We start from the raw sequence: 23173 nt of genomic DNA, 5'->3' as shown, positions 1-23173 counted from the left end.
TTTTTTCTGTGGATAACGTTGTGAATAACGGAAATGGCGCTAGCGAACCTTCTTTGAAATTATCGGAACAATTCGTCATTCTCAAAAATGTGGATAAGGAGCAGCGTGAGACCATAAATCGGCGGTCAGATGTGGGTATCTTATTATTTTGCTCAAAGTTGTCCACATACCTTCGCGCATGAAACAAAAAAGTCCACGTCATCACGACGTGAACTCTCCAACAGCTATACCATCAAACCTTCCCACTCTTCATAGCACGTCGCGAGCAAGCTCTTCCGCTTCTCAACCTCCGCTGTGTTCTCCTGTACGAGTACATAATTGTTGTACACATCAGGATCTGCCAGCTTAGCTTCATAAGCGGCGATTTCCTCTTCCAGCCTAGCGATATCCTGCTCTAGCTGCTCCAGCTTGCGCTGACGGCTGCGCTCTTCTCGCTTCGCGGCTTTATCCGCCTCATAACTGCCGCCACTAGCGGAATCGCTTTTTGCAGCAGTAGTAGTAGCAGCGGCAACGGATCCGCTACTTTTCTTTTCAGCCTCTTTGGCCAGCCGCTTCGTTTCCATTTCGGCCAGTTCGGCTTTTTTCTCCATATAATCGTCATAGTTGCCGAGGTAGCTCGTTAACCCGTCCCTTTGCAGATCGAGCATGCTTTCGGCCATTTTGTTCAGGAAATAACGATCATGCGAGATGAAGAGGAGGGTACCCTCATAGTCCATCAAAGCGGATTCCAGCACTTCTTTACTATATAAATCCAGATGGTTGGTAGGCTCATCGAGAATGAGCACGTTCGCCTTCTGAAGCATAAGCTTCGCTAAGGATACGCGGGCTTTTTCACCGCCGCTGAGTGCAGCAACCTTCTTGAAGACGTCTTCCCCGCTAAAAAGGAAGCTGCCGAGCACCGTGCGAATACGCGCCTCCTCTAAATGAGGATAGGCGTTCCACACTTCCTCCAACACGGTGTTGGCGGGATTCAGCCCTTTTTGTTCCTGATCATAATACCCGATCGTAACGCCTGCACCCCATTTGAAAGTACCTGCGTCCTGCTTATGCTGTCCGATCAAGGTTTTGAGCAGTGTTGACTTGCCGACACCATTCGGTCCAATGAGTGCTGCCGTTTCTGATCGGCGAAGCTGGAAGGAGACACCGTCCAACAGGCGCTTTTTACCATCATAAGAAAGGGCTAATTGATCTACTTGCAGAACTTCCTTACCCGAGGTTTGTTCGATTTCAAACGTGAAAGAAGCGCGTTTCAGATCGCCCATCGGTTTGTCCAAACGGTCCATTTTCTCCAATTGCTTGCGGCGCGACTGCGCTCTCTTCGTTGTGGAAGCTCGTACGATGTTGCGCTGCACAAAATCCTCCAGCTTTGCAATCTCCTCTTGCTGTTTCTCAAATTGTTTCAATTCAATTTCGTAATTGGCTTCTTTAATTTCAACAAAACGGGAATAATTGCCCGTATAGCGTTTGGACGCATGTCGCTCAATTTCATAAATCGCCGTGACCAGCGCATCCAGGAAATAGCGGTCATGAGAGACGACCAGAATGGCGCCTGGGTAGCCGCGTAAATATCCCTCTAGCCAGGTCAAGGTGGCGATATCCAGATGGTTGGTCGGCTCATCCAGCATTAAGAGATCAGGCTCTTCCAGCAGCATTTTCGCGAGAGCCAGTCTCGTTTTCTGCCCGCCGCTAAGTGTGTTGACTAGCGTATCTGGCGAGAATTGACCGAAGCCCATCCCATGCAAAATCCCGCGGATCTTGGCCTCAATTTCATAGCCGCCATGCTCACGGAACCACTCAGAGCGCTGCGCATAGCGATTCATGGTCGTTTCATATTTTTTCTCATCGGATATCAGGGTTGGATCGGCCATTTGGGCTTCCAGCTCACGCAGCTCACGCTCGGTTTCTAATAATGAACTGAACACACTTAGCAGCTCGTTCCAAATGGATTTGTCCGTGTTGAGTCCGCTATTTTGCTTGAGATAGCCGATTTTCGTTTCTTTCGCTTTGAACACATCGCCGCTGTCATACGACATTTCGCCGGCAATAATTTGAAGCAGTGTGGACTTGCCTGCACCGTTAACGCCAACTAAGCCGATGCGCTCGCGATTTTCAATTTGAAGCGTTATATTGGAGAGTACAGAACGTACTCCGTAACTTTTGGAAATATTCGAAACTTGTAATAGCATGGTGCTGCTACCTCCTGCGTTATTCGCTATCTGATCACCTACACTCAAATCATTAGTATACACGAAGTGGGCGGGCTCTGCCTGTGAAAAATAGCCCAACCGGATGCACCGCGGGCGCGAGTATCGTTTTTTGCTTTATTTATGTTAAAATGGGGGAAACCACTCCTCGCTAGGAAGGGCTGTAGCATATGATGAACATCCGAGAGCGGAAAATAGAATTACGCAAAGAAATGGAAATACGACGTGCTTCGATCGTTTCGGAGACACGCGATGAGAAAGAACAGCTGATTCATGGGCGCATGGTGAAGCTGTGTTCAGATAAGCTATTTGAGAACGGTCAAATAAGAACGCAAACACAGCCAACAATCATGAGTTATATGCCTTTTCGCTCGGAGCCCGATGTAGCCCCCTTAATGGAATGGTGCTGGGAGCAGGGAATTCGTGTGTTGATACCGAAAGTAGTTGGAGATACCAAAACGATGAACCTGCATATCATTACCCGCTATGAGGATCTAGAAAGTGGCGCTTACGGCATTCGAGAGCCGCGTAACGATGTGCCGATCGAGCAGGATTTGTCCACGATTTCGATGATTGTAGTGCCAGGTTTGGCTTTCGATATGGATTTCGGACGTTTAGGCTACGGCGGCGGCTACTATGATCGGTTCATGCAATTATTCGCAGCGCGTGGCTTGAAGAGACCTTTTGCTGTGGCAGCGGCCTTCGATCAGCAATTGATTCCTGCCGTTCCATCCTCCTGGCATGATTTTCGCGTGGATGGGATCGTGACCGAGAGCAAGATGGTGTTCCGAACAGAAACCTAATATAGAGGTGATTGCAGTGCCCGATTCTTCGCCGTTGACGCATTTTAATGAACAGGGAAGAGCGCGCATGGTCGACATTTCGGATAAAACGGAAACGAAACGCTCGGCAACCGCACGTTCTACCTTAATTATGAAGGCTGAAACACTCGCATTAATTGTGGAAGGCAAAATGAAAAAAGGCGATGTCCTCGCTGTCGCTCAAGTGGCTGGCATTATGGCTGCGAAAAAAACGTCGGACTGGATTCCCATGTGTCATCCCATTGCATTGACAGGTGTTGATATCCAATTCGCCAACAATGGCTTGAATGAACTATACATAGAAGCAACTGTCCGTACAACAGGCCCGACAGGGGTTGAAATGGAAGCATTAACCGCTGTTTCTGCAGCGGCTTTAACCGTGTATGACATGTGCAAAGCTGTGGAGAAGGGCATGGAGATTAGCTCAACGCTGCTGATTCAGAAAACAGGCGGCAAGAATGGGGATTTCCACAGGGAAGAAACGAATGTTTAACAACCTCTTTAAGTAAGGGAGTATCTCATTCAGTAAACAAGGGAGAGGTGGCGAAGGATGCACTGGAAAGTTGCGATTTTGACAGCCAGTGACCGCGGTTACCGAGGAGAACGAGAAGACACAAGCGCTCAGGTAATCCGCGAGCTCATTGAAGAAGAGATTCAAGGCGAGATCATCGAGTATCGGGTTGTGCCGGACGAGATGGATGAAATTATGGCATCGTTAATCGAAATGACGGATTATTACCAAGCGGATCTGATTCTCACGACGGGTGGAACGGGACTTGCCCCGCGTGATGTAACTCCAGAAGCGACGCTCAATGTCATTGATCGCGTGGCGCCTGGCTTTGCCGAGGCAATGCGGATGATTTCGATGCAGAAGACGAAGAAAGCGATGCTTTCGCGCGCTGTTTCGGGGATTCGCGGACGTACGCTGATTATCAACCTGCCAGGCAGTCCGAAAGGGGTTCAAGAGAACCTGATGGCGATCATCGATCAACTTCCGCATGCGCTGGGCATTCTGACAGGCAAAGAAGGCGATCACGGTTGAGCGGGAACAAAGACACTTCCATGCTGCGTGAGGTGAAGGTGGAAGACGCGATCGGCATGATTCTGCCGCACGATCTGACGCAGATTTTGCCAGGCGAATTCAAAGGCCGATTGTTTCGCAAAGGTCACCAAGTGACCGAGGCCGACATTCCTGCCTTGCTGAGCATCGGCAAGGAGCACATCTACGTCATGGAGCTGCAGCCTGGCTACCTCCATGAGGATGAAGCGGCCTTGCGCATGGCGAAGGCCATCGCAGGTGACGGCCTCATGCTCACCGAGCCGCATGAGGGCAAAGTGAACGTGAAGTCGGAGATTCACGGTTTGGTCAAAATCGACAAAGCGTTCGTGGACAGCGTGAACGCCATCGATGAGGTCGTGTTGTCGACGATTCACACCAACACGGTCGTGCAAGCTGGCGCTTCGCTAGTAGGGACGCGGGTCATCCCGCTGATCGTGGACGAAGCGAAGGTTGTGGAGGTCGAGCGCCTCGCGGCCGCTCGGCGTGAAGAGGGCTTCACCTTGTTAGAGGTGAAGCCGTTTCGCAAGCTGCGCGTCGGTGTGATTACGACGGGCAGCGAGGTGTATAAGGGCCGAATCAAGGATAAATTCGGCCCGATTGTGAAAGAGAAGGTCGCGCAGCTCGGCTCTGAGGTGGTAGAGCAGCGCTTCGTGTCGGATGACAGCGAAGCGATTGTGGGTGAGATCCACGCGCTTGTGGCGCTGGGCGTGGATCTGGTGTTGGTCACGGGCGGCATGTCCGTGGACCCGGATGATCGCACACCGGGTGCGATCAAGGCGGCCGGCGCCCGTGTAGTCAGCTACGGCACGCCGATGCTGCCGGGCTCGATGTTGATGATCGCCTATCTGGGCGATCTGCCGATTATGGGCTTGCCGGGTTGCGTGATGCACGACCCGTACACGTCCTTTGACGTGCTCCTGCCGCGCATCTGCGCTGGCGAGGAAATCGTGCGCAGCGACATTACGGAGATGGGCTACGGCGGATTTTATCAATGCTAGAGACAGTGGATGACTTGGATGAAGTCCTGGCGGATGGGTCCAGTCATCTTCCTTTTTGTGAGAAAGATCATTATTGGAGTTGACGTTGATGTTTCAAAATATAGGATTCACCGAGCTCCTCTTGATCGCTGTCGTTGCGCTTGTGCTCTTCGGGCCTCAGAAGCTGCCCGAGATAGGCAGAGTACTCGGTCGCACGATCCGAGATTTCAAGAAAGCTGCGAACGAGTTGATGAATGAGGAGCCGAAGCCTCAAGCAGTCAAGGCGCCCTTAGCACCAGATCCTGTTACGCCAGTGGAGATGGCGATAACGAGTGCAGCGGCACAGGAAGTGTTAAAAGATGAAGTGCCCGCTGCTTCGTTAGAGGAAGTTGAGGCCATTAAGGAAGTTACGGCAGTTGAGGGGATTGAGCAACCGACCCAGCTTGAGCCTGCAGGGCAGATTGTCGTACAGAAGCCAGCGGTTTCCTTTGTTAAGAATTCTTCGCCTGTCGTGATTCATGTCGCTGGCAAGGAATTGTCAACGGAGGACGAAGAGACTGCAGCCGTGAAGGCTGTTGACTCGGGGGTCACGCAGGGAGCAGGACAGAATCGGCGTTTGCCCGATTAGCATTTGGACAAAGTAGAACAAGTAGGTGAGTGTAATGAAGAACGATGAAATGTCACTAGTTGAGCATCTTGGTGAACTGCGCAAGCGGATCATGTGGATCTTGGTTGTTTTGGTCATTGGCATGGTAGGGGGACTTATTGCTGCAAAGCCAGTCATCCGTTATCTCAAAAGTATTCCGCCAGCCCGAGATATCGGTTGGAACGTGTTCTCTCCCTGGGATGCCTTGCGGTTGTATATGAATTTCGGCTTAGCCGTTGGTATTCTGATCACATTGCCTGTGATTTTGTTTCATATCTGGGCGTTCGTGAAGCCTGGACTAAGAGAGACGGAGCAGAAAGCTTCCATCATCTATATTCCGTATGCGTTTGTACTGTTTCTGGCGGGACTTTCGTTCGGTTACTGGGTTGTATTCCCGATGGCCTTCTATTTTACTTCCTCGATTAGTAAAAGCCTTGATATTACAGAAATGTACGGCGCGGCGCAGTATTTCACGTTCATGTTTAACATTATTTTGCCGCTAGCCTGCGTATTTGAAATGCCGATCGTCGTAATGTTCCTCACGAAAATTAAACTGCTGAACCCGAAACGACTGCATAAGTTCAGAAGATATGCGTACATGCTGATGGTCGTGCTGGCTACGGTTATTACCCCGCCTGATGCGATTTCTGCGATTCTGGTCTCAGTGCCGCTGATCGTGCTTTATGAGTTCAGTGTCTTTATGTCGGGATTCATTTATCGAAAGCAGTTGGCGAGTGATGCAGCATGGGAACTGGAATTTGGGCCTAAATAACAGGTAGTCCGCCTTATTCGTGGGTGGACTATTTTTGTTGGAAGCGGGAATATTTGGTACTCTTTTGGATAGAATGAGGGGGGTGTCCTCCACAATGAAAATTGTGTAAAAGGACTTGCAAATTACTCCCAGAATGAGTATCATAAGAATTGTTGTTAGCACTAAACACATTCGAGTGCTAATAAAATTTAACTAACACCAATTTTCTAAAGGAGGCTATTTTTCCATGATCAGACCGTTAGGTGATCGAGTAATCATTGAAGCCGTTGCGAAAGAGGAGACTACAGCAAGTGGCATCGTGCTGCCAGATACAGCTAAAGAAAAACCACAAGAAGGTAAAGTTGTAGCCGTTGGCGCTGGCGCGTTGAAAGATGGCGTTCGCGTTGCGCTTGAAGTAAGCGTTGGTGACCGTATCATTTTCTCCAAATACGCTGGAACTGAAGTGAAATACGAAGGCCGCGAACTGTTGATCTTGCGCGAAAGCGACATCCTCGCTGTATTAGCCTAAGTTAGAGCAGCATATAGATCGGCAAGATTATACTTACTATTTTCGTAAAATCAGAGGAGGTTTTCTATCATGGCAAAAGAAATTAAATTTAGTGAAGATGCACGCCGCGCGATGCTTCGCGGGGTTGATGCTTTGGCGAATGCCGTTAAAGTAACCCTAGGTCCTAAAGGCCGTAACGTTGTTCTTGAGAAAAAATTTGGCAGCCCGTTGATCACAAATGACGGTGTAACAATCGCAAAAGAAATCGAGCTTGAAGATGCTTTCGAAAACATGGGTGCACAATTGGTTAAAGAAGTAGCTACTAAAACCAACGATATCGCGGGTGACGGTACTACGACGGCAACAGTTCTAGCACAAGCGATGATCCGTGAAGGTCTGAAAAACGTTACTTCCGGCGCTAACCCAATGGTTATCCGCAAAGGGATCGAGAAAGCTGTTAAAGCGGCTGTAGAAGAGCTTCAAAAGATCGCGAAGCCAATCGAAGGCAAACAATCCATCGCACAAGTTGCGGCAATCTCTGCTGCTGACGAAGAAGTAGGTCAATTGATCGCAGAAGCAATGGAAAAAGTAGGTAAAGACGGCGTTATCACAGTAGAAGAGTCCAAAGGCTTCAACACAGAGCTTGAAGTTGTTGAAGGTATGCAATTCGACCGTGGCTACACGTCCCACTACATGGTAACTGATACAGATAAAATGGAAGCTGTCCTAGAAAACCCATTCATCTTGATCACAGACAAGAAGATTTCCAACATTCAAGAAATCCTTCCTGTGCTTGAGAAAGTGGTTCAATCCGGTAAACAACTTCTGATCATTGCAGAAGATGTTGAAGGTGAAGCACAAGCAACGCTTGTTGTGAACAAACTTCGTGGAACATTCACTTGCGTAGCGGTTAAAGCTCCTGGCTTTGGCGATCGTCGTAAAGCTATGCTAGGCGATATCGCTGCTCTTACAGGTGGCCAAGTGATCACAGAAGAGCTTGGATTGGATCTGAAATCCACGACTCCTGATCAACTAGGTAGCGCTCGTCAAATCCGTGTTACAAAAGAAAACACAATTATCGTTGATGGTGCTGGTAACCCGAAAGACATCGCAGCTCGCGTTACACAAATTCGTTCCCAATTGGAAGAAACAACGTCCGATTTCGATAAAGAAAAATTGCAAGAGCGTTTGGCTAAACTTTCTGGCGGCGTAGCGGTTATCAAAGTTGGCGCAGCGACTGAAACAGAATTGAAAGAGCGTAAGCTTCGCATCGAAGATGCTTTGAACGCGACTCGTGCAGCCGTTGAAGAAGGTATCGTTTCTGGTGGTGGTACAGCCCTAGTTAACGTATACCACGCTGTAGCAAAAGTGGTTGCTTCCGGCGACGAGCAAACAGGTGTGAACATCATCCTTCGTTCCCTTGAAGAGCCAGTTCGCACAATCGCAGCTAACGCTGGTCAAGAAGGCTCCGTTATCGTTGAGCGCTTGAAAAACGAACAAGTAGGCGTAGGCTACAACGCTGCTTCCGGACAATGGGTAAACATGTTCGAAGCGGGTATCGTTGACCCTGCGAAAGTAACACGTTCCGCACTTCAAAACGCAGCTTCCGTTGCAGCTATGTTCTTAACAACTGAAGCGGTAATTGCTGATAAACCAGAACCAAACAAACCAGGTATGCCTGATATGGGCGGCATGGGTGGAATGGGCGGCATGATGTAAGAAGGGGGTAACCCTTATGCATCAATGGTTTTTTTAATAGAAAACCCCGTTTGACCAAATGATGTGAAAATTAGAGACCTTTCATGAGTTCATCAAACTTTTGAGAGGCCTCTTTTTTTATAGTTTTGGTTACGTACATAAATTCCGCTTAGTGAGTCCGAAACATTAATAAGAGGGAGGATAGGGTACAACGGTTGGACCCCAATACCATCCTTCCTCACAAAGCTAGGTATGGATTCAAACAAAAAAAGGACCGTCACAGCTTGCAGACGGTCTTTATTACTGAATCTTTTAGTTAATGAACTGCATGTACTGTAAAAACCGCTTTAACATGACAGCCGCTTGCGCGCGAGTAGCAATATCGGAAGGTGCAAATGCGTTATCCGTAAGCCCTGTTACGATTTTTGCGTCAACTACTTGAGCAACAGCACTCTTCGCCCAATCGTGAATCGCTCCACGATCCGTAAAGCTTGCCAAAGTCTGATCTTGCGTTGATGTTACATCAGCATTTTTACCTGCCGCTTTAATTGCGCGAGATATCATGATGGACATTTGTTCCCGTGTAATGCTTGCGTTCGGGGCAAAGTTGCCATTGTCCACCCCGTCTACAATACCAGCTTTTGTGGCTGCTCCTATGGCACCAGAGTACCAATCGTTTGCGTTCACATCATTGAATTTTACCGATCCGGCGACTTCATTTAAGCCAAGTGCCGTAACAAGCAAGGAAGCAAACTGGGCGCGTGTCACATTTTGTTCCGGTGAAAAATTAGTATCTGTAATGCCTTGTACGATCAGTTTGGAAGCAAGTAATTCGATATCGGCTTTCGCCCAATGTCCGTTCAAATCGTTAAATGATTTGTTCCGTTCGATAAGGGTATAGACGCTGTTGTGTGAAGATTTGATTGTTACTTCCGATTTCCCATCAGCGTTGGTAATGATAGCGGGAATAAACTTCATTAGTCCAGTTGTCGGGTCGATCACAACCGCTGTCGTTTTGGAACTGTCAACCTTGGAAGGAATGAGGATTTTACGTTCTACGTAAGTACCGCCGAAATCGTTAATATCCAACTTCGATCCCTTAGACGTTTCTGCAGTAATCGTAAACTCGATGGGATTATCGAGCAGTTGTTTTACGTCAGCGTTTGCTTTCTTAATCTCTTGAGTGACCGTTTCCGAAGCCTTTGAAATCGAGACAGTGACTTTCACGTCCTTCAGGTCGGACTTCAGTGCGCTTGTTAAATCTTTGAACAAGTTGATCGGTAAATTGTATGTCGCAGCATCAGACTTGATCGAGATAACGGCATCAAGGTTACTTCCTAGTGCTTCTGTCAAAGATGAAGCCGGAATGTCGATTTTAGCAGTGGCTTCTGTACCGCTCGCTTCGACAGTCACTGATCTTGCACCTTTGTCTTTATCCTTGAGTAAACCAAGCGCTTTTCCCATCATGTCTGCATTAATAGTAAGTCGCGTAACGGGTTTGCCGTCTGCTCCGGTTTCTTTCGTAACTGTGACACCTTTCGGATCAAGCTTTACTTCGCCATTTGTCGGAGAAGGAGTGCTAGGTGTGCTTGGAATGCCTGGAATGCTTGGAATGCTTGGAGTACTAGGCGTTTGTGTGCTCGAAGCCGATACAGAAATAGTTTGGTCAGCAATGGAATAGTCGACATAGTCGAATATGTATTGCGTTTCTCCTATTCGAGTTTGCACATTGGCATTAAATTTCGTTCCACTCCATAGCGGTAATTTAATTTCGTTCCCGCCGCTAGTAGAGGACATACTGAGCTCATACTGCTGCCCTGCTTCAAGCTTACTCGATAGTGATAGCTTCAATAGACCTCTGGAGTCGGCTTTAGCCGACACGATCTCAAGCAAAGAGTTATCCGAGCTCTTAATAAGTTTAAAATCGGCTGCCGCTAGTTTATCTGCATATAGCGTCGTCGAATTGTTGGAACTCGTTAAACCGCCGTAAGGCCACTTGTCATATGGGAATTGGACATACAAATAATTCGCGTTGCTGCCGGCAGGAGTAAACTTGACAATTCCCTCGTTCGGCTGCATATAATGCCCCTGCTCAAATCCATTGAACAAGTAGACAGGTGTCGAAGCAAAATTCGAGTAAAAATAGATTAAATTTACATAAACACCTGCAAAGCTGACATTACTAACGGGAATACTCCAAAGTGAATTCGGAGCTTCCATATTCGCTGTTCTAGTCTTCGAGTTTGTTGTGACCGTTAAAGTATAGGCTTTATTGGGCAGGTCGAAGAAATAGTAGAGCCGATCCGTATATGTTCCCGAATAATCTTTATCACTTATTTCATAACGTCCGATGGATGTTGAGCCAGAAACGACACCACCATTGTACGTAACGTTTTGAACGATATTACCAGTTAGATCCTTAACCACGAAGGTCGTTCCATCTTGAACATTACCATTCAAAGCGACTTGTCCCTGATAACGATACCCATCCGGTTGAGAAGGAGCTGTTATCGTAACGGCAGGAGACAGAGGTGATTCACGTCCTGCCACATCCGTTACAGACATTTGCATCGTATAAGTGCCTCCATAGTTATAACCTAAATGGATGCCGGTCCAATAACTAAAGTTTCCGTTTGATTCCAAATTTCGACTATTGTTTGAATGATATTTGTTGCCGTTCATGTATAAGTTAATCGTTTTGATCATCGGGTCATTGATCATTGGCCATGAAGAAAATAAATCTCCACCGTTAATAACTGCTGCAAATCCTGTAGGTGCGCTAGGAGTATTAGCATTTTCGAATACGTATACGCTCGAATAAACAGTCGTATTCATGGAAACGTATGGGGTCGTTGATTCATAAACTGTTGCTGTAACTGGCGAATAACCCGTAAGTTCACCGTTACTTGGCGTATCCAATCGATAATAGTAAACGCCATTGGTCACCGAAGTATAAGCAGCATTAGTGACGATGTTCTTTTTGCCGTACACGTTGTCATAAACGCTAACGGAAACGGACGACTTGTCCGAATAAACATACCCGTATACCTTCCCTGTAAGTGAATCGTACTGAAATCTGAACAAACTTGCAGCCGACGCTAGCAATGGGACAAGTAACGAGAGCAAAAGCATGGCTGCTAGGGTGACGGATACACGTCTAACCCCTTTCTTGGTGAACACAAAGCGCAAAACAACTCCTCCTTCTTCTGTGTACAAATTTTAAATAAAAATAGTCATGAAGCCCCAGATGTCTGTCCAACGAGACATTTTTGAATAATTTTCATGCAATCTGTTGGATAGATTCCTAGATAAGCATACTAGGATTTCCATAATTCGACAATCACTTTATGAAAATTTTACTATTTTGTAGAAAACATAGTATGATTATAGGAAAAACGACACAGGTGGCTGAATGAAAACCAAATCTCGTTACCGAAATGTTCCCCGTACTGAAGAAAGCGTCGATTGGTGTTCGAGCGCTTCGTTTATTTTGCTATGCTCATTTTTCGGCTTTGGCCTCTTTATGCATGGTTTTATGTTCGAAATGGAGTATCTGCTCTCCGGTGGATTTATTTTTGCTTTAGGCGCGTTCCTTTTGCTTTTTCGAGGTCCTATTGCCATTTCTTTCTGGCTTTTATTGGCTCTTACTGTTTGCTATGCCTCTGTCTCCATCATTGCAGTCAACCGTCAGAGTGCATTAGAGGTGACATGGAGGGTATCGCTTTCTCTGCCACTTATTTTAGCGGCATCACGAATGACGACTGATCACTTTCGGACTTTTCTGCGTTTGTTGGTATACTCGTGCTCCGCGTTCGTATGTGTCGGATTGCTTTTGAATCAGTTTCGGGAAGGGCGTTTCGAAGGATTACTCGAATATGCAAATGCATGGGGAATCTTGTTGCTTGCCGTATTGTCGCTTGCCGCCATGTTTTATGCAGCGGAGTCAAAGTATCACTACTTATTTATCAGCTTTACGTTATCCATAGGCATCGGTTTAACTGGCTCACGAATCGTGTTAGTGCTTATGATTTTTTTCGTATTTTTTCAAACGATCTTATCGGGTAAACATAAGTTTATTACATACCTCCGCTTAATGGGTGCATGCGTTGCAGGTATGTCTTGCGCATTTACTTATTCTATTTCGATCTGGGCCTTCATTGGCACGGTAATGTTAAGCTCTGCTCTCCTAGTTTATGCACATCGCGCAGGTCGGAAAACAGTCATCGCTGGCATTCCGATTTGCCTAATTGGGTTATTTGTGTTTCTTAGTTCTATTCCAGCTTCCCATCTTTCCACTCGAGTAGGACACTTAAGCAATCACGCGTCGGAGTGGACTTCGCGGCTTGGTTATTACCGGGATGCGCTGCGTCTGATTCACATATCCCCATGGTATGGAAACGGTGGTGGTAGTTGGAGTGTTCTTGAGTACAAATGGCAAACAGCAGCTTATGCTATTCGTTTTTTACACAATCATTGGCTAGAAACGTGGATCGAGACCGGTATCATCGGCCTGTTGATTTATTTGGCAATAGCAGGTTACTTTCTTGTTCGGGGTGCTGCTCTGTGGTATTACGCTGATAAAGAGGAACGCACTTGGCTTGCCGGGCTTATGACCTCACAGATTTGTTTGCTAGCTCACAGCACATTCGACTTTACATTCAGCTACCCGCTGTTATTCGGATTATGGGTTGTATTAGGGACCGGTTTAACTGTTAAATCAGTCCGAATGAATAAAAATAGCCACAGATTCTCTCGATTGATTCAAGGAGGGGGCGCGATCGGATTTACAGTCGTTGCCGTTATATGCACGATTCTTGCTTTTTCCGAAGCCTACTATCACCAGGCAGAACAGCTTGCCACGAAAGAACAGGATCCTAAGGAGATACTCTCTCTACTAAAAAGTAGTTCTCAATTGACGCCATATCCTGCCAAACAGCACGAAATGGTTGCACGGCTTCTCTTGAATCACTTCCAGAAAGAAGGGAACAAAAGTGATCTTGTGCGTGCCAAAACGGAGGTTAATCAAGCGATTGTTCTGAATCCGCAAGACATTCATACTCTTTTTTTGCAAAATCAAATTTTGTTTGCCAGTGGAGAAAAGCAGCAAGCTGCAGATAATCTACGCATCCTAGCAGGACAGTACCGTTTCCGCGCCGAGATCCGTAGCGAGTTAAAGCGCATGGATACCATAAAGCTTATCTTAAATGGCTATCCGATTTCCGTAGACCAGCCTTCAGTCCTTCGCAATGGAGAAGTGTTGGTTCCGATTCGTTCCGTTGGAGAACTTCTTGGCATAAAGACCGATTGGAACGCAGTAACCCGGACCGTTAACGGGATTAAGGGCAAAACTCATTTGTCTGTTAAAGTAGGCGACTCCGGGGCAATAGTCAACGGTACCCATGTTCCACTCGATTCACCAATCGAAATGATTGGAGGCAATGTGATGGTGCCGCTTCGCTTTTTGGGTGAAACCTTTGGAGTATCCGTATCCTGGAACGCTGTTGACTCCACAGCAAAGATTACCGTTAACTGATTCAAGGATATAGTCGGGAGGGATTCTACACAGTCGGAATTTAATTTCTTGTAAATACGCGCGGCAATCTACCGGAAGGAAGTGCAGCGCTGGGAAAATCGGCGAATATAATTAGCCATGTTACCCGAGTTGATCTGGCTTCGGATATGGATGGGGAGAAGGTTACGAATCCTCAGAAATAATAGAACATTCGTTCTATTATGAATGAAAAATAAAAGCCCTTCGGGCCTATAACTAATTTTTGGGTGTAAGGCATTCTTCGACTTGAATCATGGTATGGTCTAGATCGGTTTCGATGAGTTTGACACGTCGATCCAATTTCTTGAAGTTGACGTTCGTCTCGCAGCGAAGCGTGTGAATCATCTCAAGCAATCGATTGTCGGATTCGATATTTTCGAGATGATGTGCATCTAACTTATGCTCAATTCGATCAATTTTTGTGTCCATGGCATCGAGTCTGCTGTCGATTGCATCGAATCTACTGTCCATGGATTCTAACTTCGCCATCATTTTTTTAAGTAATTCTTCCATGTAGTTCACCTCAATTTTTCTAGTATGCATGTTTTGAGTGTTACAAGCACTTACTGCTCATTATACAGGGTTAATGCTAGACTGTGAACTGATAACTATTCCTTACTAATGTTTACTCGAAGGCATACGCCCGGAGCCTGCCCCATTCGAACTTGCTTGGACATCTACCTGCTTGGCCCATGCGCGTCAGCCTATTTATGGGAAAGATGGGCATTGGTACACTCTTAAGACTCGGGATAAACGTATACTATCTCAAACCTAAAGAGGAGTTGACCCCGCCAAATGGCTTACCAACAACAACCAGTTCAAGGAAAACAATTTCAGTGTCCGCCTGCTGACCCGATAATGACAGATCCGGAAAGAGTGGTTAGAGATTTTTATCATCCGCAAAAGGTGCAAGTGATTCATCCGATTCAAATCGTGAATCGTCACCATTGTGTACCTGTGTATGAGCATGTATACACATGTACAGAGACAGATGAGTACTGTGGAACTCATCCACACCCGCATCAAGGGATGCTGCGGAAATAAGCAGCAAACGACTTCCCCATGAGATGGTTCTCATGGGGTCGTGCTATTTTAACCCATTCAGCCAAAATTTTGTATAATAAGGAAAGGATGATGGATTCGAACGGAGGGGGGATACATATGAGCAGAAATGAGTTTGGCAATAAGTCAGCGAGAAGCAGAGCGCACTTGACACTCGTTCAGTCGATGCCGTTGTTGTTATCGTCAGATGATCATGAGACGTGGTGGAGCTATTTTGAGCGGAAATATGGTAGAACGCAGGTGACTTATGCACAAGCGATGGAGACAAGCTATGTTCGTATTTGGAGCGAGTTGAACAAGATGGCGGACACATGGGAGCGTGACAAGCAGGGGCTATATGATGTGTTTGTCGTGCTTTTTGTCATGAGGCTGGCGGATCGCTGGATGATAAATCGAGGGGACATCGATGATTATACGCAGATGGCGGCTTATTATTTCTCGCGGATCGAAACGGGGTGCCTTGAGCGGTTAACGACTGTGGTGCAATCCTTACATGGTGACTTGGCGTCAATGAAGTATGGCACGTATTTGGACGGAATTGCTAGTTATATGGCGGATAGCTTGCTGGAACGGCCTAGGGATTCGGCGATGCCATGGTTCGAGGTGTATAAGCTGCTGTGGACGACGGTTTTGAACGATCAGGAACTGCAGAAACGCGAGCGTGTGAGGTTAAGGCAGCTGGCGCAGAACGAAAGGCTGGGTACTGAGCAATGTAAAATGGCAGCCATGTTACTGGCGTGTTTGGATTTTATCGCAGGTGATGACGAAAATGCTTGGGAGAGGATCACGACTAGCCAGGCGCATGTAGAGGTAGAAGCGTGGTTTCCTTATTTGGCGGATATGGCTTCCGCTCAGGAATGGGACAGGCTGCAACGTTGGCTGCTATGGCTCCGTCCGTATATGGACTCAGCGTACCTGTCGCGTGAAATGGAGATTTATTTGGCATTGTGGAAGGAATTGCAGGGGCATGCAGACGTGGAGTCAGCATATCGGGAGACCATGGTGAGGTTGCTTCCTTCGAGTTTTTGGGAGTATGAATCATTTTTGATGGAAAAAGAGGATTATCGAACTTGGTCCGATGCCTGTGTCATGCTCGGTCTTTCGCCGCTGCATCTGGGGGTTGAGGTGCTCAAAAGAGCGGAAAAAGCCGATGCCAAACTGCTGCTCCCTGTCTACCATCATGCAATCGAGAAAAACATCAAGGCTGGAAATCGTGAAGCATATAAATCCGTGGTAAAGCTGTTAAAGAAGCTGGGTAGTCTCTATAAAAAGCTAAAGGAAACGTCCCGCTTTGAGGCTTACGTTAAGCAGCTAACCGAGCAATATGCGCGTCATTGCGCTTTGCAAGAGGAACTGAAGAAGGGAAAGCTTTTAATCTAATATGATCTATGTAGAAATGATTTATATACGAGTCGAGTGGTCGCCAAGCTCAGGACAGTTCGTATGCAGCGGTGAAACGGAAGAGGCTAACTTGGTTGAAGAAGCCGAGCTGCGAAAGCTTTTATTCGCTTGGCATGAGGGATCGGGATATGGCTTACAGTTGAAGGCAACATCTCAGAAGCAAGGACTGCTGCTTAGCCCGTATTTGGCCGTTGATTATTTGGCGGAACCTCGTCCCTTGTTGCATGGCCGACTGGTCTGGACGAATGAGGCGTTATGGTTGCAGCAGCTGGCGAAGCTGTTACGCGAGGTTATGGCGAAGCGCTGGTATAAGCCGTCGTATACCTGTTGGCGCGAAGGGAAATCAGGTTGGAAGCTCGATGTACCAGAGAATTGGCGGCAGTTGCTAGAGGTGCTCGAGGCGGGGGATATGCGGGAAGCGGAAGCTTATGATTTTGCCGAAACGTGGTTAAATCTTGCAATGCATGAGTATCTGGCTAGACCTGAAGGCGCTGAAGTTAGCAGGGGGTGGGAGGGACGGGCGGAAGCGCATGCCGACTTGCTGAAAGGGTTGAAAGATAGTGGGGCGGTGACGGCCAACGAGTGGATGTTGGAGGAAGATTGGCTGACGGCGATTGGCTGGCGCGAGGATACGACTCCCTTTCGCGTGTGCCTTCAGCTCGTGGAGCCTTACGCCGAGACGTATGTTGATGGATCCACTTCGGCAAAAGATGATGCGGCGGAATGGCGGCTTCGTTTTGTTGTGCAGGATCGGCTGGATTCGAATCGGTTCGTAGAAATGAATGCTAATGGAACCCGACTGCATGCACAGCAATTGATACCGACAGCGTGGCTGCCGATGTTGAATGATAAGGTTAGCGAGCAAATTGCGAAAATCATACGAGTATGTCCAAGACTAGAAAGTGATTATCAGCCTGGTAAATTGAGTGAGGGGCTGTCGGATGATGAGGCATGGACGTTTTTGACGACATTAAGCTTCCAACTGGTTGGTGCGGGGATCTCGTTATTTCTGCCTTCGTGGTGGGATGACGTACAGCGTCAGAAGCCGCAGTTACGGGCGAAACTGAAAAGCACTTCCCATTCCCGTTCTGGAAAACCGGTGCTCGGGATGGATCACTTGCTTGCCTATGATTGGCGAATTGCATTAGGGCGAGTCGTCCTTGCTGAGCACGAGTTTCGTGAGCTTGCGGAGCAGAAGAAGCGGCTCATCTATCTTCGGGGCAAATGGGTACAGCTGGACCCTGCGCTTGTCGATCAAATCAAGGCTGCCATGCGGCAGATGGGCAAGAAAAAGACGCTGTCGATACAAGAAGTGTTGGGTATGTATTTGCCAGAAGGCGGGGAAGTCATTGAAGAGCTGCCTGCACCTAGAGAAAAGGCAGTACCATTCCAAGTGCGTGTAGAATTAAATAGGCACATGCAGGCATTGGTGAAAGGATTGCAGAAGACCCAGTCGATTCCGCAAATCGGAACAGTCGAGGGCTTGCAGGCAGAATTGCGTCCTTATCAACGAGAAGGCGTGTCGTGGCTGCTTTTTTTGCGGCGAATGGGCCTAGGCGGCTGCTTGGCGGATGATATGGGACTGGGGAAAACGATACAGTACATCGCCTACTTGCTGCAGACTAAGGCAGAAGAGGGACGGGCGCCTTCGCTGCTGATATGTCCCACTTCTGTACTGGGTAATTGGCAAAAAGAGCTCGAACGCTTCGCTCCGTCGCTACAGGTGCACCTGCATTACGGGCCGCAACGGCTTCGTGGGGAGTTCTTGACCGAAGCGGTACGAAGGGCTGATCTCGTGATTACGTCGTACCCTTTGGCATTATCCGATGTAGATGAGCTTGCTCAAATGGAGTGGCGGTCCCTCTGCCTCGACGAAGCGCAAAATATCAAGAACGCTTATACCAAGCAGGCTGTTGCGATTCGAACTTTTACTGCACAGCATCGTATTGCATTGACGGGGACACCTATGGAAAACCGTTTGACTGAGCTATGGTCGATCATGGATTGGTTGAATCCTGGCTATTTGGGTTCACGGAGCCATTTCCAGCAGCTCTACGTTGGTCCGATTGAAAAAGGCGGCGATGGCGCCGCAGAGCTTGCGCTGCGCGTGCAGCGGTTGGTGAGACCCTTCGTGCTGAGAAGGGTTAAGAAGGACCCAGCCATCCGGCTGAGCTTGCCGGAGAAGTCTGAGGTCAAGGCCTATGTGGCCTTGACGCCGGAGCAGGGCGCGCTTTACGAGACGGTCGTGCAGCGCTTGATGGAGAAGCTCGATGATGCCACGGGCATCGAGAAGAAAGGGCTGATCCTTTCAGCGCTGACGAAGCTGAAGATGATCTGCGACCACCCCGCGCTCTTCCTGAAGGAAGCGGAGGTGGTGCACAGGCGAGCAGCCGCGCGCTCTGCGAAGCTGGCGCGGCTGCTCGAGATGTTGGACGAACTCAGGCGTGAAGATGGAGGCGGATGCCTCATCTTCACGCAGTTCGTCCGCATGGGCGCACTGCTGCAGGCGGTGCTGCAGCAGGAGCTTGGCGAGCCCGTGCAGTTCCTGCACGGGGGCCTGGGTAAGGCGGAGCGCGACGCAATGGTTGCGCGCTTCCAGGACGAGGCGCTCCCTGCGGGGGAGCGCAGCCGGATCTTCGTCCTCTCGCTGAAAGCGGGAGGGACGGGGTTAAACCTAACAGCGGCGAATCACGTGTTCCACTTCGACCGCTGGTGGAATCCGGCCGTGGAGAATCAGGCCACGGACCGGGCTTTTCGCATCGGGCAGACGCGCGATGTGCAGGTGCACAAGTTTGTTACGCTCGGCACGCTCGAGGAGCGGATCGACGCGATGATCGCTCGCAAGCAGGGACTGAGCGAGTTGATCGTCGGCTCCGGCGAGAGCTGGATCACCGAGCTGTCCACGGGCGAGCTGCGCGAGCTTTTTGCGCTGCGGCGGGAGTGGGTGGAGGAATAAGCTGATGTAAGAACCATGAAAATGACAGCCATCTCAAGAAATTTCACTATATACGTAATTTATGGAAAAATGTATAATTATGTATAAATAAGTAGAAAGAGGCGGTTGAATGTCGAATCGATGCTTTCCGTTAAAAAAAGAAAAGCGTGATCTCCGCGATTATCATTTCATGAGTACGGCTTTTAATTCACCAGAGGAATTACCGAAGAAAGTTGATTTGCGATCAGAGATGTCTCCCGTAGTGGATCAAGGTTCTCTGGGGAGCTGTACAGCAAACGCGATAGCAAGTGGACTGAGAGAGTATTTGCTCCTGAGCAGTCAGGAGAACTGGACAGAGCTCTCGCGATTATTCTTGTATTGGCATGAACGTCAATTGGAAGGACATATCAATGAGGACTCCGGTGCCTATATCCGAGATGGCATGAAAGTACTGCAGAAGATTGGTGTCTGCCCCGAAGAGGATTATCCATATATCCTATCCGAATTTCGAGACAGGCCTGTTCGGGAAGCTGAGCTGCACGCGGCCAACTACCGAATTAATGACTACCATCGTATCTCCGACTTGCATGCTCTTAAGGCAGCACTCGCTGAGGGTTTACCTGTCGTCATTGGGATGCAGCTTTATGAAAGCTTTCAATCTGCTGATGCAGCAGACACTGGTAAAATCCCTGCGCCTAAGAAATCCAAAGAACGAGTGCTTGGCGGTCATGCTATGTTGGCTGTGGGGTATGTGGATCGAGGCACGTCGGGTCATGTGATTGTTCGCAACAGTTGGGGGGCAGCTTGGGGAGATCATGGTTACTGCTATATGCCTTATAAAATGTTCCAGGATCCCGACTGTTTAATGGATATGTGGACGGGTAAATAACAAAAGGTGCCACATCGCTGTTCGGCGGTGGCACCTTTTTTGCTTATTTCGTTGGGAACGTCGCAGCGAGCAACGTGTCTAGATTTTGTTTTTCCGCTGGATCTTTAGCAATCAATTTATCCAGGAGTGCCTGATCCTTGGAGCCTTGCTTCTGCAAGCTGGCCAAGTACCACCGGATCAACACACGATTCGTTTGATCATCCAACTTATCCGTAATCTGAGGTTGAATTAGTGCGGAGGCAGCTGCAAAGTTGCCGCGCATGTAATTGATTTGGCCCACATTCAATGCCATGGTTGGAGATACGGCAAATTCACGACCTTGTGCCTGTTCTTTGGGTAGACTTTTCAGAGAATCAATACGCGAAAGCACTGTATTATACGTTGCGAGAGCCTTGTCGAGCAGTGTGTTGAAAGTAGCTGAATCGTTTTTGGACAGAGCTTGATTCGCCAGATCAACACTGAGCGAAATGCTCTTCTCATACATATCCGTGTACCAAGGGTAGTTCGGAATCTGAGCGTTAGCCCAGTCTAGCGCTTGTTGATGTTGTCCTTTTAAAAGGTACATGTTCAACTGCTGCATCGCCACGATGCGATTATGCGGTTCTTTTTTCAATAACTGATTCATAAGATCTTGCGCTTGTGTGAAGAACGGCTCACTTTTCTTTGTGTCATTCGGATTTTCTTTCTGCATCTGATTGTAAACCTGAAGCAGCAGGCCAATTCGGCTAACCTGACCCGTTAACAAATAATCGGGATGAGCAGGATGCAGAGAAATCGCTTTATCTAAAGGTGTTACGATTTGATTATAATCTTTGCTTGTTTTAATCACTTCAAGCGACTGTTTATAAGAGCTGTTTGCTGAGAGTAACTGCGCTGAAATGAAAAACATGACAAGTGAAATTAGGCCAATCGCTGCTGGGAAAAGCTTGTGGATCACAGCAGATTTTGGTTTCAATCGGAGTTCGCTTGAAGCGCTGTTGCTTAACATGCCACCTAAGGATAGGAACAGAATGGCTCCCAAGTAAACATAACTTAAATCAAAGTCAATCATACTGTGAACCAAGAGTGAAATCATGATAATGAAAAATAAGAAGTGCAGATCGCGCTTTTCTTGAGAACTCTTGATGTAGCTTCTAATGTAAAATATCGTTACCGCAATGACGAAACCGATAAATGCAATGAATCCAAGCGCGCCAGCTTCAACCAGATATTGAAGAGCGAAGTTATGAGCCTGACGGCTCGTATATGGGTTATTTTGATACTTCTCATAAAGGGAAGCCCATGCGCCACCACCAGCGCCGATGATCGGATAGTCTTTCCAAAGCTTCACAGCATCTTTATAAAACGTTCCACGCTCCAAAACGCTGTGTTGTTGGAAGTTGATATTCTCAATACGTGTTTTAACGTTGTCGGGAAGAATGTTTTTCAAGCCAGTGTCGCTGAAGATTAAGATGGCACCAACAACACCAATGACAATTGCAGCAATCGGCAGAATGAAAGTGGCATATTTTTTGGAGTCGAATCGTGTTGTTAAACGTTCTAACCAAGGTGCAGCGTAGCGTTGAATAGCTAAGGATAGTCCAGCAAAAACTACAGATGCCAATAGCAAGATCCACCAACCATGCCAAGATTCAGCTGCGTTTGGTTGTTTCTGTAAGCCGAGCCCAATATCCGTAACTTTTTGCAAAATAATAAGGGAAAAGCCGAATGCCAGTCCTAGTTGAATGAGCGCTAAAATTTGACGACTCATTTTGAAGAAGAATAGAATAATAAGGAAAACGACTGGGATGACTACGATCGCACCGCGGGATAATGTCAACCAAAAGGAAACAATTGTTGGAATGAGCAAAAATGCATTTGGTAGAATGATATACCATTTACGTGATTTGATGATGAAAAACAGAGAGCTTAAGAGTAGTGCAATTAAAAATGCTGCATATGAATTCGCGTATTGAAATACAGAAGTCAAACGAGAACCATTTGAATCGGTCAATACGGCATCACGATATAGATTTGAATTGGTTCCATCCATTAGAGCGAACCATTTGACAAGCTTACCAGCGAAGGATCCATTACCTAACCAATATAATAGGCCAAATATGACGATGAAATAACCTGAGGTCATGAATAATCGAGTAATAATCACTGCACCTGTTTTATTTTTCATCAGAATTACACCTAATATGAAAAAAGTTGCATAAAGCATCTGGATGTATATCATATTCGTTGCCAAATAATTAGAAGCTGAGTTTGATAAAGAAATGACATAAGTAATTGGCATAATAAAGACACAAATTGTAAGCAGATCTTTCGTTTCTTGTAGCTTAAACACTAAAAATGCTAGGATGGCAACAAATAAAAGGATGATAGAAGTCCATACCATTGCAGAGTAAATGCTTCTCTCAAAATCATACGTACCTCCATTAAATAAACCGCGCTGAAACGGTGCCCAAAACATAAACAAGCCTGTAAATACCGTCAATATCCAAAAAATTACAGATTTTTCCTCTGATGTTATTGATCCATTCGATTTTGCACGCGCCGCCGCATAGGCATTTTTGCTTGCATTCATTCCAATTAGTCTCCTTTTTCGCTAAAGTTCGACTTTATTTTAGCATAATTGGAAGAAAGTTTCCCAATAAATAATCGAACTAAGTAGTATTAATGTTT

17 protein-coding genes are annotated in these 23173 nt (G+C 47.2%); 13 read left to right on the top strand and 4 right to left on the bottom strand.

Going from position 1 to position 23173, the window contains the following annotated elements; genetic code table 11:
• Positions 1-224 precede the first annotated feature (224 nt).
• Positions 225-2186 (bottom strand): ABC-F family ATP-binding cassette domain-containing protein, encoded by a 1962-nt coding sequence (locus MJB10_RS22835; protein ID WP_314798882.1) that lies wholly within the window; start codon positions 2184-2186, stop codon positions 225-227.
• 188 nt (positions 2187-2374) lie between these two features.
• On the opposite strand from MJB10_RS22835, the gene MJB10_RS22830 reads away from it, so the two are divergent.
• From MJB10_RS22830 to groL, 8 genes are all read left to right on the top strand, one after another.
• Positions 2375-3007 (top strand): 5-formyltetrahydrofolate cyclo-ligase, encoded by a 633-nt coding sequence (locus tag MJB10_RS22830; protein ID WP_314798879.1) that lies wholly within the window; start codon positions 2375-2377, stop codon positions 3005-3007.
• 34 nt (positions 3008-3041) lie between these two features.
• On the top strand, positions 3042-3518 hold the full coding sequence (gene moaC / locus MJB10_RS22825) for a cyclic pyranopterin monophosphate synthase MoaC (RefSeq protein ID WP_314798876.1): 477 nt from the start codon (positions 3042-3044) through the stop codon (positions 3516-3518).
• Between the two features lie 57 nt (positions 3519-3575).
• Positions 3576-4067, top strand: coding sequence for a MogA/MoaB family molybdenum cofactor biosynthesis protein (locus MJB10_RS22820; protein ID WP_056608535.1), 492 nt, complete (start codon positions 3576-3578; stop codon positions 4065-4067).
• Positions 4068-4087: 20 nt separating this feature from the next.
• Complete coding sequence (locus tag MJB10_RS22815; RefSeq protein ID WP_314798866.1) at positions 4088-5083, top strand: molybdopterin-binding protein; 996 nt, start codon at positions 4088-4090, stop codon at positions 5081-5083.
• 88 nt (positions 5084-5171) lie between these two features.
• Positions 5172-5690 (top strand): twin-arginine translocase TatA/TatE family subunit, encoded by a 519-nt coding sequence (gene tatA, locus MJB10_RS22810; RefSeq protein ID WP_314798861.1) that lies wholly within the window; start codon positions 5172-5174, stop codon positions 5688-5690.
• Positions 5691-5724: 34 nt separating this feature from the next.
• Complete coding sequence (gene tatC / locus MJB10_RS22805) at positions 5725-6480, top strand: twin-arginine translocase subunit TatC (RefSeq protein WP_314798860.1); 756 nt, start codon at positions 5725-5727, stop codon at positions 6478-6480.
• A 226-nt stretch (positions 6481-6706) separates the two neighbouring features.
• Positions 6707-6988, top strand: coding sequence for a co-chaperone GroES (gene groES / locus MJB10_RS22800; RefSeq protein ID WP_314798858.1), 282 nt, complete (start codon positions 6707-6709; stop codon positions 6986-6988).
• A gap of 69 nt (positions 6989-7057) precedes the next feature.
• Positions 7058-8686, top strand: coding sequence for a chaperonin GroEL (gene groL / locus MJB10_RS22795; protein WP_314798854.1), 1629 nt, complete (start codon positions 7058-7060; stop codon positions 8684-8686).
• Positions 8687-8977: 291 nt separating this feature from the next.
• Here the strand turns inward: groL and MJB10_RS22790 are convergent, their stop codons facing one another.
• Positions 8978-11845, bottom strand: a complete 2868-nt coding sequence (locus MJB10_RS22790; protein ID WP_314805831.1) for an S-layer homology domain-containing protein — start codon at positions 11843-11845, stop codon at positions 8978-8980.
• 232 nt (positions 11846-12077) lie between these two features.
• Here MJB10_RS22790 and MJB10_RS22785 point away from each other — a divergent pair, with 232 nt between their 5' ends.
• Positions 12078-14198, top strand: coding sequence for a stalk domain-containing protein (locus MJB10_RS22785; protein ID WP_314798851.1), 2121 nt, complete (start codon positions 12078-12080; stop codon positions 14196-14198).
• Between the two features lie 234 nt (positions 14199-14432).
• Here the strand turns inward: MJB10_RS22785 and MJB10_RS22780 are convergent, their stop codons facing one another.
• Complete coding sequence (locus MJB10_RS22780; RefSeq protein ID WP_314798848.1) at positions 14433-14759, bottom strand: hypothetical protein; 327 nt, start codon at positions 14757-14759, stop codon at positions 14433-14435.
• 252 nt (positions 14760-15011) lie between these two features.
• Between MJB10_RS22780 and MJB10_RS22775 the strand changes: the two genes are divergently transcribed.
• The 4 genes from MJB10_RS22775 (at position 15012) to MJB10_RS22760 (ending at position 20503) form a co-directional block, all read left to right on the top strand.
• Positions 15012-15260 carry a hypothetical protein gene (locus MJB10_RS22775; RefSeq protein WP_314798845.1) on the top strand — a complete coding sequence of 83 codons (249 nt, stop codon included), beginning with the start codon at positions 15012-15014 and terminating at the stop codon, positions 15258-15260.
• Between the two features lie 117 nt (positions 15261-15377).
• Positions 15378-16658 carry a hypothetical protein gene (locus tag MJB10_RS22770; protein ID WP_314798843.1) on the top strand — a complete coding sequence of 427 codons (1281 nt, stop codon included), beginning with the start codon at positions 15378-15380 and terminating at the stop codon, positions 16656-16658.
• A 1-nt stretch (position 16659) separates the two neighbouring features.
• Positions 16660-19635 carry a DEAD/DEAH box helicase gene (locus MJB10_RS22765; protein WP_314798841.1) on the top strand — a complete coding sequence of 992 codons (2976 nt, stop codon included), beginning with the start codon at positions 16660-16662 and terminating at the stop codon, positions 19633-19635.
• Positions 19636-19744: 109 nt separating this feature from the next.
• Positions 19745-20503, top strand: coding sequence for a C1 family peptidase (locus tag MJB10_RS22760; protein WP_314798838.1), 759 nt, complete (start codon positions 19745-19747; stop codon positions 20501-20503).
• 43 nt (positions 20504-20546) lie between these two features.
• Here the strand turns inward: MJB10_RS22760 and MJB10_RS22755 are convergent, their stop codons facing one another.
• On the bottom strand, positions 20547-23075 hold the full coding sequence (locus tag MJB10_RS22755) for an O-antigen ligase family protein (RefSeq protein ID WP_314798835.1): 2529 nt from the start codon (positions 23073-23075) through the stop codon (positions 20547-20549).
• Between the last annotated feature and the right edge of the window lie 98 nt (positions 23076-23173).

This window comes from Paenibacillus sp. MBLB1832, assembly GCF_032271945.1.
Taxonomy (GTDB): Bacteria; Bacillota; Bacilli; order Paenibacillales; family NBRC-103111; genus Paenibacillus_E; species Paenibacillus_E roseopurpureus.
Note: the sequence above shows the minus strand (reverse complement) of the source record. Positions and strands in the feature narration are given on the sequence as shown.